The sequence below is a fragment of the Agarivorans sp. MS3-6 genome, from assembly GCF_054112545.1.
This window is the reverse complement of sequence record NZ_CM134202.1, coordinates 4,369,217-4,384,701: the sequence shown is the minus strand read 5'-3', so window position 1 is coordinate 4,384,701 and position 15,485 is coordinate 4,369,217. Positions and strand designations below refer to the sequence as shown.

The following is a 15,485-nucleotide window of genomic DNA, read 5'->3' as shown; positions in this document are numbered from 1 at the left end:
AGGACAAAGTTATTCCATCGGAAAAATTGCCTTAGTTTAGCGTTTTATAGGTAAATCACCAACTGATGATTTGTTGATACCATGGGCTAGTTAGCCGATAGCGTTGATTTTCTATTTGATATGAACGGTCATAAATTTTAATTGTTATCGCCCCCTCCTTTCCGGTGATATGTTGCTGGCTGCCAGCATAGCGCTGTAGAACTTGATCACTGGGAAAACCAAAACGATTAAAGGCTCCACTACTATGTATAACGACTGCTGGTTTTAGCTGTCGGATAAAGGGAGTAGAGGAAGAGCTATTACTTCCGTGATGTGGGCTAACTAAAAATGTACTGGACGCTAATCCCTGTGCCAATAGCATTTGCTCTGCTTGCTTCTCAATATCCCCAGTAAGCAACAAACTAAAGTGTCCATCCTCGATAAAAACGACACATGACCCTTGATTCCCATGCCCGCTATCGGCAATCGTAAAACTCAATGTTAATTCAGCCCATTGCACTCGTTCAGAACAGCGCTCTTTGGGAAGGCGCTTGTCTCGTCCATAGTACTTTTCAGCAGATGTAAAACGTTGCTCAAGAATCTCTCTTCCTCCAGCATGGTCATTATCACCATGGCTAGTAATGATATACTTCACTGTCTTAATTTGTCGGTCTCGTAATACCGGTATAATGACACTCTCTGCATAATTGAAACCGCTGCGAAAACGCGCCCCGCTATCGTAAATGAGGGCTTCGTCATTGTGCAATATAAGTACCGACAAGCCTTGACCAACATCAAGAACCAAAATCTGCCATTTCGGTTGGTTCAGCCAAATAGCCGAAATAGCCGGAATACTGATAGCTAAACTAAGAAACACCACCGCCAGCCAGCGCCGATATAACAGTAAGGCCACTCCGCAACCGCCCATCACTATGAGCAAAGCGAGTGACACTTTCGGTAGAGTCAAGCTAAGGGCCTGATAGTTACTTATCATCACTAAGGCTTGATGAAGCCAAGCAAAAAGTTGATCAACAACCCCAGCCCATGGCTGGGAAATATCCCATTCGCTCACCAATAAAGCCATCAGCAGCATGACCATGGGTACCATCAATACAGTAAATATGGGCACGGCGACCAAATTGATCAACACCGCGGCACTTGGTAATACACCAAACAGCAAAACTTGAATTGGAATCAATAAAATACTGATTGAAGCTTGAATAAACACCAGCATAAGTAAACGATTATTGGGGCCTATCCACAGGCACAATAGTACAATCGATACTGCAGAAAATGATAACCAAAGACTATTGCTATATATGCTAAACGGCCACAGCAGTAAAATAATAAAGGCACTGACTAAGATACCCTGCCACAAGGGTCGACGACTGAGCAATAAACCAGTAGATAAAGCACCGCCGTACATGATCAACGCTCGAATCATCGGCAATTGCCAGCCCGCTAACCAGCAATAAATAAGACAACAAATGAAGCTAAACGCTGCCAAAACTGGCCTAGGCTGCTTGCCCGCTAACAGACAGATAAAGGCTGCTAGATACCAAGACCAAAGCCCGATGATCCCTAAATGTAAACCTGATAATACGAATAGGTGGCTGAGCCCCGCTTCCCGATATAAGCGCATGTGCTGGTCACTCAGCAAGCGCTTGTCCCCCACCATTAAGGCAAGCATTTCACCGCCGTATGGGTAAGCCTGTAGCTGATTCGCTAATGTCGAAATCAAATCACTACGAAATGAAGCTTGGCTCTGTTCCGCAGACAATGATATAACGCTGCCTTTAGCGATAACGGATTGTGACACTAACCAGCGCGCATAATTAAAACCTGCGGGGTTTAAACTGGCGACAGCAGGTTTTAACCGGGCAACCGCGTGTATCGATTGACCCACTCTAAGCTGAAGCGACCCTTGTTTAGATTTCTTAGTCTGATATAAGATAACTTTAGGCCGCCACAACGGTAAACTACGTTTAGCATTGAGTTGGCTTATACTTACCGTTATTTTTTGCCAATATTGATTATTATCAACTGCCAACACGCTGCCATGTATGCTAAAGTTGCTGGCCTTTTGTTGTACGCTATCAACCCAAGATTGGTAATGAATGGCGTGGCTGGCGATCCAGCAAAGTCCAAATAAGAAGCCAGCAATAAAGTAGTGACGTTTCCAGAGCAACACTACCAATGCAATATAGTTCACATATAAGGCTGTTAGGCTGAGAACACTCGGCCACATGAGTGATGATGTCATTGCTAGCAAACTTGCTAAAAGAAATGCATTCATAATTATTAAGAAGTTTATTATCAATAACAAACTATATGCCAAAAAAGACCATACAACGATTTATTCCCAAAACTGAAGACTTAAAGGCTCATAAGCATTTAAAGTTTTTTGGTGATTGGTTGCACAATCCTAACCTGTGGCATCTTAACCGACGCTCAGCTGCGGGTGCCTTTGCTATAGGTTTATTTGTTGCCTTTATCCCCTTGCCTTCACAAATGATCATTGCCGCCGCATTGGCCATTCTGTTTCGCGTTAATTTACCTTTATCTGTCGCACTAGTATGGATCTCGAATCCATTTACGATCCCACCAATATTCTATTTTTGTTACTTTGTGGGTACCAAGTTATTAAGCCAACCTTTGGCGGATTATCACTTAGAGTTATCTTGGGAGGGGTTAGAGCATTTAATCGCAACGATTGGCCCAGCCTTTTTGCTAGGCAGCCTTGTGTGTGGGGTATTCTTTTCAGCAGTAGGATATTTTGCCATTAATGCTTTATGGCGTTACTCGGTTAGACGCCGTTACAGAAAACGTCGCTAAGCAACAATAGCGGCTTACTCAGCATTTTACTTTGACTTGGCTAGTTCTGATTAAGCTTGATGGTCATTCTTTCCACCAAGCTTAAAATTCACTTCCATAAATCAAATAGATCAACCTAATTCTTGAGCAGGTTTAACTCGAGTGGCTTGCCACGCTGGCCAAATCGTCGCTAGCATACTTAACGCAAACGCCGCAGATACCACCACAGCAACATCTGTCCACAATAATCTAACCGGTAGAAAATCGATGAAATATATGTCAGCCGAAAGTATGGTATGGCCAAGCATTGTTTCTACCAAGGCCACCAATTTAGGTAAGCCAAAGCACCCTAATACGCCAATTACCGCTCCCCAAAAACAGCCCAAAACACCGTTGTAAGAACCATACACAATAAATGTTCTTAGCAAGCTACTATCAGTAGCGCCCATGGTTTTAAGAATAGCCAAATCGCCACGTTTCTCGCTGACGGCGAGGATTAGCGTAGACACAATGTTAAAACTAGCAACCGCGACTATTAGTAGCATAATGGCATACATGATGGTGCGGACTAACTGAATATCTTGATACAAATAACCATGCTGGCGGATCCAGCTTTTTATGTATACCAGTTGGGGGAACGATTTAGCTACAGACCGAACCACTTTGTCTGCATCTAAAGGGTCGGAGACTCTCAAACTAATACCCGAGACACCATCTTGCCACTGCATCAGGTTTTGAGCATAGCGCAAATTAATAAAGGCGAGCTGGTTATCTAATTGCCCGCCAGCTTTCATTAATCCCACTACTTTTACCCGGATTCGCTGTGGCGAACTAAGCTTACTGTGCTGACCTGGTTTAGGCAGCAATAAGGTCACTTGTTCACCCACTTCAACATCTAATAACGCCGCAATGCCCGCCCCTAAGATAAGCTGTGGCTTAACATCGCTCAACGCCTGCCAAGCATCATCTCCCACATACTGATGTAAATGGGTGACAGACTTTTCAAGACTCGGATCAATACCCTTCAGGGAGAGTGCTTTCATCACTTTGCCTTTTTGAACTAAGGCACTAAAGCTTATATAGGGGGCTGCTCCTAATACTTGCGTGTGTTCACGCGCATTGCCGAGTAATTGCTCATGGTCCGCTAAAGGAGGGTTTACAGCTTCCAGTTCGCCGTGACTAACAATCGCTAAAAAACGGTCACGTAACTCTCTCTCAAAGCCATTCATCACTGATAAACCAATAATGAGTACGGCGACTCCCAGCACAATGCCAATGGTGGAAGACGCAGAGATGAACGAGATGAAGCCATTGCTATTTTTAGCGCGGTGGTAGCGTAAACCGATAAAAACAGATAAAGGCAAGCGCATTTTATTGGCCCTTCGTTACAAAATTACCGTCTTGCATATAAGCTTGGCGACCAAACTTGGCGGCTAACGCCAAATCGTGAGTAACGACCACGAAAGCAGTATTTAAATCACGGTTCAATTCCAAAATCAGTTGATAAATCGACTCCGTACTATGGCTATCTAAGTTTCCGGTCGGTTCGTCTGCCAATACCAAACTAGGCTGATTAACCAAGGCGCGTGCAATCGCTGTGCGTTGGCGCTCTCCACCTGATAACTCTGCCGGACGATGTTTTAAGCGATGCCCCAAACCTACTCGCTCTAATAAACGTTGCGCTTTCGCCATTGCATTTTTTTTAGACTCACCGGCAATAAGCAGCGGCATAGCAACATTCTCAATCGCTGAGAATTCACCGAGTAAATGATGAAACTGATAGATAAAACCTAATTTTTGGTTACGTAGCTGAGCCAACTCTTTACTGCTTAAACCATCAATTCGCTGGTCCTCAATGGTCACCTCACCTTGGTTGGCTTCATCTAATCCACCAAGAATGTGCAATAAAGTACTTTTACCTGAACCAGAGCTACCAACAATGGCAACGGCCTCCCCGGGATAGACAGCAAAATCTACGCCATGCAGTACTTCTGTAAATTGATTTCCATCTTGATAGGTTTTACAAATATTTTTTGCCACTAAAACAGGCTGAGCATTTAACTCACTCATAACGAAGTGCCTCTGCGGGATGAATTTTGCTGGCTTGCCAAGCGGGATAAATAGTAGCAACTATGCTTAACAACATGGCTGCTACCGTGATAAAAATAATCTGATCGCTTCGCTGTAAAACCGGTAAGCCAGAGCCACCCAGATTAGCCGCGAAGTTCAAGCCTAAGCCCGACATTACCATGTTGATATTATTGCTAAGCCACCAACCACTTAAGGCCCCGACGGCGGCGCCAATACAGCCGCTCCAAGCACCTTGCATTACAAACACCATGACCACTTTGTCTCGCGATAAACCCAAGGTTTGTAAAATAGCCACATCGGCGCGCTTTTCACCTACCATCATTACAAGGCTACTGAGAATATTGAAGGCCGCTACCGCTATAATGAGGCAAAATAACATGCCCATCATATTCTTTTCCATTTTTACTGCGGCAAATAATTCACCATAAAAACTACGCCAATCTTGAAATTCAAAAGCTTGTTGCTCTAACTGCTCAGCGATGGTTTCTATTTGAAATGGGTCATCGAGAAAAATACGTTGCTGGCTAATATCTTTAAGTGAAGTGCGTAACAAACGGGCACTATCGTCAATGTTCACTAAGATAAACTGTTTATCAACTTCTGCTGCAAACTCAAAAATGCCTGACACAACAAAGTTTCGTTGTGAGGGCATCTCACCAATAGGTGTATATACCAAGCGCTCAGTGGCTAATAAGCGGATCGTATCCCCTAACCTTACGCCAAGCGCATTAGCGACTCCAATGCCAATAACCACATTATATGAACCAGAAGTTAGGCTATCTAAATCGCCTATTAACATTTTCTTGCGTAATAGCTCGGCATCGACTTGCTGCTTCACATCGATACCTTGCATCATCGCTGCGTGTAAGTTGTTAGGGCTCTGTAATACGACTTCACTGAGCACCAGAGGGGATTGCTCAAAACCGGATAGCGACGACGGTAATAATTGCTGTTCCGAAAAGGTAAGGTGGGGCACCAAATTCAAAATTCGTTGTTTTAATTGATTCTCGAAACCATTCATTACCGAGATAACAGTAATTAACGACGCCACCCCCAGAGTGATCCCTAACGTAGAGAACCAACTTACAAAAGAAGCAAAGCGCTGCTGTTTGGCTCCTCGAGAGAACCGCCATGCTATAAAGCCAATCAATTTCATCTAGGCTAAGTTCATCCATAGGCATAAAAATCGGGCTCATCATACCGTGCGTACCATCACCCAACAAGAGAGAGACCAGTGTTAATCACATAAAAAACAAAGATATTCAGTTTATTTGCAATCCTCTACACAACTTGTTGTAATTTCGCCTTCAACTACGCTTAACAGCATGGTCTATTTGATTACTCGCCGCGCGGCGCTTGTAGGGAAGTATGCAAGAACAACAGTATTTTAGTGTCACCCATAAGTTAAATGTCAATTTGGAATTAGTTACAGAAACTGCTCTGCCTCAATCAGTCGCACAATTTGAAGCCACCATTCCTGAGCCATTTATCTTAGCGAACCCAGGGCAACACCAATCTTTATTAAGCCTACGCGCCATCAAGCAACTGGGCGAGGCAGGAGAACAATTACTGGCTTACCTGCAAGCACAAGAGCAGAAGCTTAATCGAGTATTAAGTTATGTATTGGTGCAACAAGATAGCCAAGAACATCGTACCTTGAGCCACCAATTCGGTGGATCAGAAATTCACTGTTTCTGGAAACAGGCCTTACCTCAAGGTCAACTGGTAAAACTAAAAATATTTATCCCTGAAGAATCAACAGCCGTGTTTTGTTATGGTGAAGTAAAACAGAGTACGCCGATTGCCCATCGCAGTGAGCACTTGCTAGAAATAAGCTATAAATGGATCCGTGATGAAGATGTCGAAGCCCTTGTTAGGGCAAGCTTGCACGTACAAAGCCAACAATTAAAAGCACGAGCCGATGCTCGCCAGCAAGCCGAACAGGATTAAGACCACAGTGTTACTAAATTTACCTCTTCCTGACGTTACAGGCGATAAAAAACAAGTTAGCAACTTGCCCGGCAGTGCCTTGGCGTTTGTGATACTCGAATACATTAACCGTATTAATGGCCCGTTAGTCATTCTCACCGAAGATACTCGCAGCGCGTTACAGATTGAAAGGGAAGTCAACGGTTTAAAACCGACTCGTACACTGCACTTACTCCCCGATTGGGAGACCCTGCCCTACGATACCTTTTCACCACACCAAGACATTGTTTCGCAGCGAATCTTAAGCCTTAACCAACTCAGCCAAGATCAGCAAAGTGTCGTAATAGCCCCTATTGCTACTTGGCTACAACGCTGTGCTCCGGCTGAGTACATTGCCAAACATAGTTTGCAATTGAAGGTCGGTCAGTCGTTAAAACTCAATGCTTTTAAAGAGCGACTTGTGAGCGCCGGATATCAACATGTAGACCAAGTCATGGAGCATGGAGAGTTTGCACTGCGCGGCAGTTTATTAGATCTTTTTCCAATGGGAAGTTTGCAGCCGTTTCGCTTAGACTTTTTCGACGATGAGCTAGACAGTATTCGCGAGTTTGATCCCGATACTCAGCGTAGCGCTGAGCAACGAACAAGTATCACTTTACTGCCTGCTCATGAATTTCCAAGCGATCCAAACGGTATCGAAACTTTTCGCCAACAATGGCGCGACCGCTTTGAACCAAGCCGTGAAGCAGAATCTATTTACCAGCAGGTGTCTAAAGGTATTATGCCGGCAGGCATCGAATACTACCTGCCGTTGTTTCATCACCATACCGAAAGCCTGACTGACCAACTAGCAGCTGAAACGGTGGTGCTAAAAATTGGCGATTTGGAACAAGCGGGCAAACAATTCTGGCATGAACTCGGCGAGCGTTATGAAAACCGCCGTTACGATCGAGCTCGCCCCATTTTACCACCTGATGAACTTTATCTGAGCGTTGAACAATGCTTTAAAGAACTCAAACCCTACTCTGCTATAAAGCTGAACAAAGGCCCAGACCGGAACGGTAAAGGTAAATTGAATTTAGCCGCTCATGCGCTACCCGATTTAAGTGTAAACCATCGCTTGAACCTGCCCTTACAAGCGTTAAGCCATTATCTCGAGCACCACCCAAAACCCAAAACATGTTTTATCGCTGAAACAGAAGGTAGACGAGAAGCGCTAAAAAACTTACTTAGCCCTCTCAAATTAACGCTTAAAAATCATGACAGTGTGTTCCACTTTGTAGCAAGTAAAGACACCTTAGCTATCGTCGTTGCGCCGGTCGAAAACGGCTTCGAACTTAACGACCCAGACGTACAATTAATTACCGAAACGGATTTGTTAGGCGATAAGGTACGCGCCAAACAACGCAAAGCGTCCAATAAAACGCTTAATCCAGATGTATTAATTCGCAATCTAGCAGAATTGAGCATAGGTCAACCGGTTGTGCATATTGAGCACGGTGTCGGCCGCTACCAAGGTTTAACCAGTTTTGAAAATGGCGGCATAAAAACTGAATTTCTCAGCCTCGAATATGCCAATCAAGCCAAGTTATACGTGCCGGTAAACGCGTTACACTTTATTAGTCGCTATTCTGGTAGCAACGATGATACAGCCCCATTACATAAGCTGGGTAATGATCAATGGCAGAAAGCTAAACAGAAAGCAGCAGAAAAGATTCGAGACGTTGCCGCCGAATTATTAGAAGTTTATGCCAAACGAGCAGCCAAACCCGGTTTTGGTTATGACATAGACGAAGCGGCCTATCAGCAGTTTTCTGCCGATTTCCCATTTGAAGAAACCGACGATCAAGAACAAGCCATTACGGCTATGTTGAGCGATATGCAAACACCTAACGCCATGGACCGCCTAGTATGTGGTGACGTAGGCTTTGGTAAAACTGAAGTCGCTATGCGGGCTGCCTTTGTGGCGGTGAATAGCGGTAAGCAAGTCGCGGTATTAGTGCCCACAACCCTACTTGCACAACAGCATTTAGATAACTTTAGCGACCGCTTCGCTAATTGGCCGATTGAAGTCGCCTCACTATCCCGCTTTAAAACCACTAAAGAACAAAACCAAGTCCTTAAAAATCTTGCCGAAGGTAAGGTGGATATAGTGATAGGCACTCATAAGTTGCTGAGTAAAGACGTTAAATTTGCAGATTTAGGCTTACTGGTCATCGACGAAGAACACCGTTTTGGGGTGAGGCAAAAAGAACAAATTAAAGCAATGCGCGCCAACGTCGATATTCTAACCTTGACCGCTACGCCCATACCTAGAACCTTAAATATGGCGATGAGTGGCATGCGCGACTTATCAATAATCGCCACCCCGCCAGCCAAGCGCTTAGCAGTAAAAACCTTCGTACGTCAGCATGATCCAGCTTTAATTAAAGAAGCCATTAGCCGTGAAGTAATGCGCGGTGGCCAAGTCTACTTCCTCCACAATAAAGTCGATACCATCGACCGAGTCGCTCAAGAACTGCGAGAATGGTTACCTCAAGCGCGCATTACCGTTGCCCATGGTCAAATGCGAGAGCGCGAGCTTGAACGCATCATGGGAGACTTTCACCACCAACGTTTCAATGTATTAGTCTGTACCACGATCATTGAAACAGGGATTGATATCCCTAGCGCCAATACCATTATCATTAACCGCGCTGATAACTTTGGCTTAGCCCAACTACACCAACTGCGTGGCCGTGTAGGCCGTTCGCACCACCAAGCTTATGCCTACTTATTAACTCCTCCACCTAAATTGATCACTAAAGACGCGGTAAAGCGTTTAGATGCGATCGCGCAACTGGAAGACTTAGGTGCTGGCTTTACTTTAGCCACTCACGACTTGGAAATTCGTGGCGCTGGTGAGTTGCTTGGTGACGATCAAAGTGGCCAAATTGAGGCGGTAGGCTTCACTCTCTACATGGAAATGCTCGATCGCGCTGTCACAGCATTAAAAAATGGCCAAGACCTAAACTGGGATCTGAGCCAAAGCGAGCAATGTGAAATTGAGCTTAGAGTGCCAGCACTGCTGCCCGACGACTACATTTTCGATGTTACCACGCGCCTAACCATGTACAAACGAATCGCTAACTGCAACGACGAACCAGAAATGCGTGAGTTACAAGTAGAGTTAATCGACCGCTTTGGGTTGTTACCCGAGCCCGCCAAAAACCTCTTTAATGTCCAAAAGCTGAGAATAATGGCAGATAATATTGGTATTAAGCGAGTGGAGGCAGGGCCCAAAGGCGGTGTAGTAGAATTTGCTGAATCAACAAAAGTTAATGCCGCTTTTTTAGTAAGCCTGTTACAATCCCAACCAGCCATTTATAGAATGGAAGGCGCTAATAAACTGAAATTTGCTGTACCCAGCGAAGGACCAGAATCCCGCCTATCTTTAATTCAATCATTATTGGAGCAATTTACTGCCAATGCGACTGACTCTTAAAAACGCACTACGCTTAATCAGCTTAACCGCAATAGGTCTTACTAGTGTGCCATCTATGGCCGAACAACCTCGCTGGTTCGACATTGAAGTTATCTTCTTTAAACGCAATGTCACGGTTGAGAGTAGCCAAGAATTTTGGCCACAACCACAGCAGCTAAACGTGGCGACCAGCGCCCCCTTGTTAGCACCGCTATTTGGTTGCAACGAAGAACCATGTATCGCTCCTCGGTTTGATAAATTGCCCGTAAGCATTGATGGCCGTGGTTGGCCAATCACAGGCGCGACTCAGCGAACGATGTTAAGTGCTGCTCAATTAGAATTGAATCAAGAATTTAGCAAGCTTCAACAACATGCGGCTTTCAGCCCCTTGCTACATATTGGCTGGAGAGAAATAGTCGCACCACGCAACCGTGCAAAACACTATCAAGTTCAAGCGGGACAAGACTTTTCACAACGTTTTAACGAGCAAGGTCGACTCCTTGGTTCAATCAATTTTTCTGAACAAGGCATCGCCAATGACAGTGGTGACTTGGATTTGACAGCCGAGAACATTTCCTTATTCGATGAGGCTGATAGTTCCGCCAATAATTTTGGCCAAGCACCAGAACCAGCCCCTGCTATTTGGGAGCTTGACGGTGGTATACGCGTCTATTTACAGCACTATTTGTATATAGAAACTGAATTGCTGCTAAAGCGTCCGGTGGAAATTGAAGTATTAAGCGAACATATTGAGGCTGAATCTAGCCTACCAGAAGAATTGGCACTATCACCAACAGAACAAACTGACAATGCCATAGAAGAGCCTCAAGTGGTGGTATTAGCCGCCGAACAATCGGTGACTAATGAAGGCAGCTTAATTGCCGATATAGAAACTGAAGAGCAATTGCATAGCTTTAAATTTGATCAAAAACGCCGAGTACGCTCTGGTGAAATACACTATTTTGATCATCCTTTAATGGGAATGCTAATTCAAATCCGTAAGAGCCCTGAAGCACAAACCCAACTAAATCAGTCGGCTGGTGATTTGCCGATAGCAGAGAGCGCAGAAACCACTCTTGATGCTGATGTTGCGACACAAACAAGCATCACAGAGCCGACAACCACGGTTGAAACTCCAGCATCATAAGCCCTTACACTTTATGTTATTAGCCAACCAACCCAGCGTACTATTTGCTTGTGCGCTGTTAAGCCGCACTTGGTTATTGCTGGCGATTGCGGCAAGCTCTCGCCAGGTAGGAGACAAGATATTAGCGCTACTCTACCCCGACCACCATTGGTTTTACCTTGGTTTAGCCATGGGCGCATTGCCGCTCACTCGTCTGGTGTTCCCCAAGCTCTGGCAAAAACTCTCTATAAGAGCTCAATTATGGGGTATTTTTGCTTTATTGCTGGTTGATATAGCCAGCCAAGTACAAACACTAAACCTGAAACATTGGCGTTTCGAAGCCCTTAATGCGGTCACCCTATGGCTTAGTCTAATGATCAGTTTTATCGTATTTAAGTCAGCACTAGAAAAGCCCTAAGTCGCCTCTATACAGCTTCGTTATTACTACGAACTGCTGGCTGCCAATGAACGTAAACGCTAGCATTAGGCAAACATATCTGAAAGAGAATTATTGCTGCGTTTCACCCACCTTGAGCGTAGCGATAACCCTAGCGTTGTTAATATCTTGAGCTGTCGCCAACATTTCCGGGAGTGCCGCTCTAACTCAAAGATTCAATATCAACACTGTTACTGAGATAGATGCTAATTCTTTAGACAGTATTTGGTCGAGTCAGTGATTCTGCCAAGCATGGTTTTTGTCCAAGCTTCAAGTAAACCAATCTGGAAAAAAGCGAGTTCAAAAGCTTGAGTTCCTTCATAGATATACTTAACGGTCTATCAAAGGTTTATTTTAGTTTTCTCAGTTTGAGCAACGTAATCACTCATTCATCAAACTCAGCAGGAGAAAGCCCTACTGATAGGCACTCAATCCCGAGCCCTTTTTCATACAAGGTCTTAACAAAACTGATAAATAAACAAGAGGTATTTCAGATTAAAAATACCATTAAGTGCTAAAGTGGAGATTAGCGATAGTCATCCCCCCTGCTCTGGCACCATCACTGGTTCCAAACCCGCTATTAGGGTTGTTCGATATAGAAGAGATTCTGTATGTTGATACCACAATGCTAAAGCGCTAATACTGTACTCATTACTGCTAAGACACTCTTTATACAACGAATAATCGGATTTCGAACGCTGCGAAACCCTCGATTAAAACTAACCACCGCAGGTGGCACTTTTAGCCGTGAGCACACCGTGTTGCTTACCACCTCGTTATCTCATTTAGCCGCGATATAAACCATCGCCGTTACCTAAATTAAGCAGGTAAATAGTTTGGTTGCCATAAACAACACCTCATCCGTACGCGGCTTGAGCCCGATTGACCAGTCTCTTTTTGCTCTTATCGCACAAGATATTGAAAAGCGAGGTTTCAGCATAAGACCTGCAGCGTTGCCTGAAGTCTTAACAAGCTCTCTATTTGAACATCAACAATTAATAGAAGCTGATAAGTTTAAACATGCTGGCATCGGTCGAGGCGATACCTACCTTAAGAATGAATTTGTCAGAACCGATGAAATTTGTTGGGTAACCAACGACAGTCAAGCGGGAAGAGACTGGCTAGATTGGATATCCCATTTACAACGTTTTTTAAACCGGCGTTTATATCTCGGTCTATTTTCATTCGAAAGCCATTTTTCGCATTATGGGCCGGGGGATTATTATAAGCGGCATTATGATGCTTTTCGTGGTGAAGCCAATCGTGTTATATCAATTGTCGCCTATTTTAATTCTGGCTGGACTCAGGCTGATGGCGGTGAACTGGTTATCTATAAAGATGATGATGACAAAGACGGGATTAACGTTGTGCCTCTTTTAGGCACTTTGGTTGCCTTTCTCAGTGAAGAGTTTCCTCATGAAGTGCTCAGTACTAAGCGAGACCGGTATTCTATCGCAGGTTGGTTTCGGGTTAATACATCTGTAACGGTCAAAGCCGACCCGCCATTGTAAAAGACAACAAGGCACAGCATGGGCAAATAACGCACTAGACCTGCCACCTTAAATGGCTGTCCACAAAAAAGCAGCCCTAAGGCTGCTTACAGTCGTAAGATCACAATCTAATGCAGTTTTAGCTTTGGTCTTAATACTTGGTTTATACGTCCAACTAGCATCATTAAGCCCGTTTTCATGTAACCATGTAGCGCGATTTGATGCATCCGATATAAAGATATATATACCATGCGGGCAATTCTCCCTTCAATCATCATAGAGCCTTGCATTAAATTCCCCATTAGCGAGCCAACAGTAGAGTAATTACTTAGCGATACTAAAGAGCCGTGATCTTTATATTCAAACTCCAACAATGGTTTTTCTTCCATTTGGCGAACAATATTTTTATATACTAAGGTCGCCATTTGATGAGCCGATTGAGCACGAGGAGGGACAAAGCCTTTCTCGCCAAGGGCACAACTGGCGCAATCGCCAATCGCATATATATTGCTGTCACGCGATGTTTGCAAGGTAGGTCGTACTACCAATTGATTAATTCGGTTGGTTTCTAGACCACCGACTTCTTTCATAAAATCTGGACACTTAATACCTGCTGCCCACACCATTAAATCGGCCTTGATCAATTCGCCATCTTTGGTCGTTAAACCTTGCTCTGTAGCTTCGGTAACCATGGTATTTGTGCGAACATCAACGCCCATTTTTTGTAATTCTGCATGTGCTGAACCAGAAATTCTCACCGGTAAAGCAGGTAGGATTTTTTCACCGGCTTCCACCAGTGTTACCGCTAGGCTTGAGTGACTAAGATTCGGTACTCCATAGGCACGCAATTGGTCAAGCGCGTTATGTAGCTCGGCTGAGAGTTCAACCCCGGTAGCCCCAGCACCAACAATCGCCACACGCACTTTCTCGCCTTGCTGAGCTTCGTCACCCTGAGAGTATTGCAAGAAACGGTTTAGCATACGGCGATGAAATAGATCAGCACGGCTTGGGTTATCTAAAAAGATACAGTTTTCTTTAACGCCTTTAGTATTAAAGTCATTAGACACAGAGCCAATAGCCATTATCAAATAGTCATAATTTAGCTGGCGTGCAGGCAAAACTTCTTTGCCTTCTTCAACCATCGGTTTAAGTGTGACGAGTTGATCTTCACGGCTTAGGTCAGCCACTTCTCCTAATTGAAATTCAAAGCCATGATTAGCAGCATGTGAGCGGTAACTTAAGGCGTCTATGCCTGCATCCAATGAGCCGGTTGCCACTTCATGTAATAGTGGTTTCCATAAATGAGTGCGATTTTTATCTACCAGTACCACGCTTGCCTTGCCGCTTTTCCCGAGCTTACGACCCAAGCGCGTCGCCAGTTCTAAGCCACCGGCACCGCCACCAACTACAACGATTCTAGTCATGCTTGATTGTTTCCTTGTAACAACTTGAAGTGTTTAGCTTTACTACAAAGGCAATATTTTTAGAATTTGGTCGCCTTCGACACCCAGCTAATATGCGCTTATTATACGTAACTTGATTGAGATCACAAAAAGCACCCAATAAAAAAGAGGGATTTAATCCCTCTTTGATTAAAAAATGACTTTCTATAGACTGGGCAGACGTTTTAAAGACTTTATTAGCTGCAGATGATGGCTAATGTCTTTGAACTTATGACTTTGCTCTTTATCCCAAATCACCTGATAATAATCAGCTAGCTCTTGCTCAGATACCTTGTTATCAAGTACTTCATCATTTTCAGATAATACAACCGTGCAATTACCTTTATTTTTACTGCGAAACTCAGATACGCATTTAGTTGCAATATCTAAGTATTCTTCAGGGCGTTCTATTTTCCCTTGCATATTTTGCTCTGGATGCAAATTAGGATTAAAAATAACGGCTGGAATTCCGCATAAGTACCCTATGCGTTCACTCCAATATCCCCCTAAACCTACCCCACAAATAACCACTTCTTCTTCAGCACTTAACATTAACTGTTTATGAACTTCTTTAAGTAAATGGCTCATGTCGTGTCGAGGGTGAACGGTGCTGTAGCTAATAGGGCGCACATCAGAATCGACAAACTGAAGCTGAAGCACTTTTTCGTGGTTACCCGGACTTGTAGAATCAAAGCCGTGTAGATAAATAATCATC

The 15,485-nt window shown here is 44.1% G+C and carries 12 protein-coding genes; 6 read left to right on the top strand and 6 right to left on the bottom strand.

Going from position 1 to position 15,485, the window contains the following annotated elements:
- Positions 1-55: 55 nt before the first annotated feature.
- Positions 56-2,242, bottom strand: a complete 2,187-nt coding sequence (locus tag ACVFI8_RS20210) for a DNA internalization-related competence protein ComEC/Rec2 (RefSeq protein WP_457872484.1) — start codon at positions 2,240-2,242, stop codon at positions 56-58.
- A gap of 68 nt (positions 2,243-2,310) precedes the next feature.
- Between ACVFI8_RS20210 and ACVFI8_RS20205 the strand changes: the two genes are divergently transcribed.
- On the top strand, positions 2,311-2,814 hold the full coding sequence (locus tag ACVFI8_RS20205) for a DUF2062 domain-containing protein (protein WP_248711797.1): 504 nt from the start codon (positions 2,311-2,313) through the stop codon (positions 2,812-2,814).
- 110 nt (positions 2,815-2,924) lie between these two features.
- Here ACVFI8_RS20205 and lolE read toward each other — a convergent pair whose 3' ends face one another.
- The 3 genes from lolE to ACVFI8_RS20190 are packed head-to-tail and all read right to left on the bottom strand — an operon-like array spanning position 2,925 to position 6,040.
- Positions 2,925-4,163, bottom strand: coding sequence for a lipoprotein-releasing ABC transporter permease subunit LolE (lolE, locus tag ACVFI8_RS20200; RefSeq protein ID WP_457872483.1), 1,239 nt, complete (start codon positions 4,161-4,163; stop codon positions 2,925-2,927).
- 1 nt (position 4,164) lies between these two features.
- The gene (gene lolD, locus ACVFI8_RS20195; protein ID WP_248711799.1) at positions 4,165-4,863 is read right to left on the bottom strand and encodes a lipoprotein-releasing ABC transporter ATP-binding protein LolD; all 699 of its coding nucleotides are present in this window, start codon (positions 4,861-4,863) and stop codon (positions 4,165-4,167) included.
- On the bottom strand, positions 4,856-6,040 hold the full coding sequence (locus ACVFI8_RS20190; protein WP_457872482.1) for a lipoprotein-releasing ABC transporter permease subunit: 1,185 nt from the start codon (positions 6,038-6,040) through the stop codon (positions 4,856-4,858). Before ACVFI8_RS20190 ends, lolD begins: the two co-directional genes overlap by 8 nt.
- A 212-nt stretch (positions 6,041-6,252) precedes the next feature.
- Between ACVFI8_RS20190 and ACVFI8_RS20185 the strand changes: the two genes are divergently transcribed.
- From ACVFI8_RS20185 to ACVFI8_RS20165, 5 genes are all read left to right on the top strand, one after another.
- The gene (locus ACVFI8_RS20185; protein WP_457872481.1) at positions 6,253-6,834 is read left to right on the top strand and encodes a hypothetical protein; all 582 of its coding nucleotides are present in this window, start codon (positions 6,253-6,255) and stop codon (positions 6,832-6,834) included.
- Positions 6,806-10,297, top strand: a complete 3,492-nt coding sequence (gene mfd / locus ACVFI8_RS20180; protein ID WP_371923070.1) for a transcription-repair coupling factor — start codon at positions 6,806-6,808, stop codon at positions 10,295-10,297. The genes ACVFI8_RS20185 and mfd overlap by 29 nt, the downstream gene beginning before the upstream one ends.
- Positions 10,281-11,423 (top strand): peptidoglycan binding protein CsiV, encoded by a 1,143-nt coding sequence (locus ACVFI8_RS20175; protein ID WP_457872480.1) that lies wholly within the window; start codon positions 10,281-10,283, stop codon positions 11,421-11,423. The genes mfd and ACVFI8_RS20175 overlap by 17 nt, the downstream gene beginning before the upstream one ends.
- A 13-nt stretch (positions 11,424-11,436) precedes the next feature.
- Complete coding sequence (locus tag ACVFI8_RS20170) at positions 11,437-11,820, top strand: DUF2919 family protein (protein WP_457872479.1); 384 nt, start codon at positions 11,437-11,439, stop codon at positions 11,818-11,820.
- An 854-nt stretch (positions 11,821-12,674) separates the two neighbouring features.
- Positions 12,675-13,349, top strand: a complete 675-nt coding sequence (locus ACVFI8_RS20165) for a 2OG-Fe(II) oxygenase (RefSeq protein WP_457872478.1) — start codon at positions 12,675-12,677, stop codon at positions 13,347-13,349.
- Between the two features lie 107 nt (positions 13,350-13,456).
- Here ACVFI8_RS20165 and ACVFI8_RS20160 read toward each other — a convergent pair whose 3' ends face one another.
- Both ACVFI8_RS20160 and ycfP read right to left on the bottom strand, forming a co-directional pair.
- Positions 13,457-14,752, bottom strand: a complete 1,296-nt coding sequence (locus ACVFI8_RS20160; protein WP_248711807.1) for an NAD(P)/FAD-dependent oxidoreductase — start codon at positions 14,750-14,752, stop codon at positions 13,457-13,459.
- 183 nt (positions 14,753-14,935) lie between these two features.
- Entirely contained in the window at positions 14,936-15,484 is a 549-nt protein-coding gene (ycfP, locus tag ACVFI8_RS20155; protein WP_248711808.1) for an alpha/beta hydrolase YcfP, read from the bottom strand.
- Position 15,485: the final 1 nt, after the last annotated feature.

Coding starts and splice junctions, on each gene's coding strand:
- ACVFI8_RS20210 (WP_457872484.1), bottom strand. CDS start 2,242: ATGACATCATCACTCATGTGGCCGAGTGTTCTCAGCCTAACAGCCTTA.
- ACVFI8_RS20205 (WP_248711797.1), top strand. CDS start 2,311: ATGCCAAAAAAGACCATACAACGATTTATTCCCAAAACTGAAGACTTA.
- lolE (WP_457872483.1), bottom strand. CDS start 4,163: ATGCGCTTGCCTTTATCTGTTTTTATCGGTTTACGCTACCACCGCGCT.
- lolD (WP_248711799.1), bottom strand. CDS start 4,863: ATGAGTGAGTTAAATGCTCAGCCTGTTTTAGTGGCAAAAAATATTTGT.
- ACVFI8_RS20190 (WP_457872482.1), bottom strand. CDS start 6,040: ATGAAATTGATTGGCTTTATAGCATGGCGGTTCTCTCGAGGAGCCAAA.
- ACVFI8_RS20185 (WP_457872481.1), top strand. CDS start 6,253: ATGCAAGAACAACAGTATTTTAGTGTCACCCATAAGTTAAATGTCAAT.
- mfd (WP_371923070.1), top strand. CDS start 6,806: ATGCTCGCCAGCAAGCCGAACAGGATTAAGACCACAGTGTTACTAAAT.
- ACVFI8_RS20175 (WP_457872480.1), top strand. CDS start 10,281: ATGCGACTGACTCTTAAAAACGCACTACGCTTAATCAGCTTAACCGCA.
- ACVFI8_RS20170 (WP_457872479.1), top strand. CDS start 11,437: ATGTTATTAGCCAACCAACCCAGCGTACTATTTGCTTGTGCGCTGTTA.
- ACVFI8_RS20160 (WP_248711807.1), bottom strand. CDS start 14,752: ATGACTAGAATCGTTGTAGTTGGTGGCGGTGCCGGTGGCTTAGAACTG.
- ycfP (WP_248711808.1), bottom strand. CDS start 15,484: ATGATTATTTATCTACACGGCTTTGATTCTACAAGTCCGGGTAACCAC.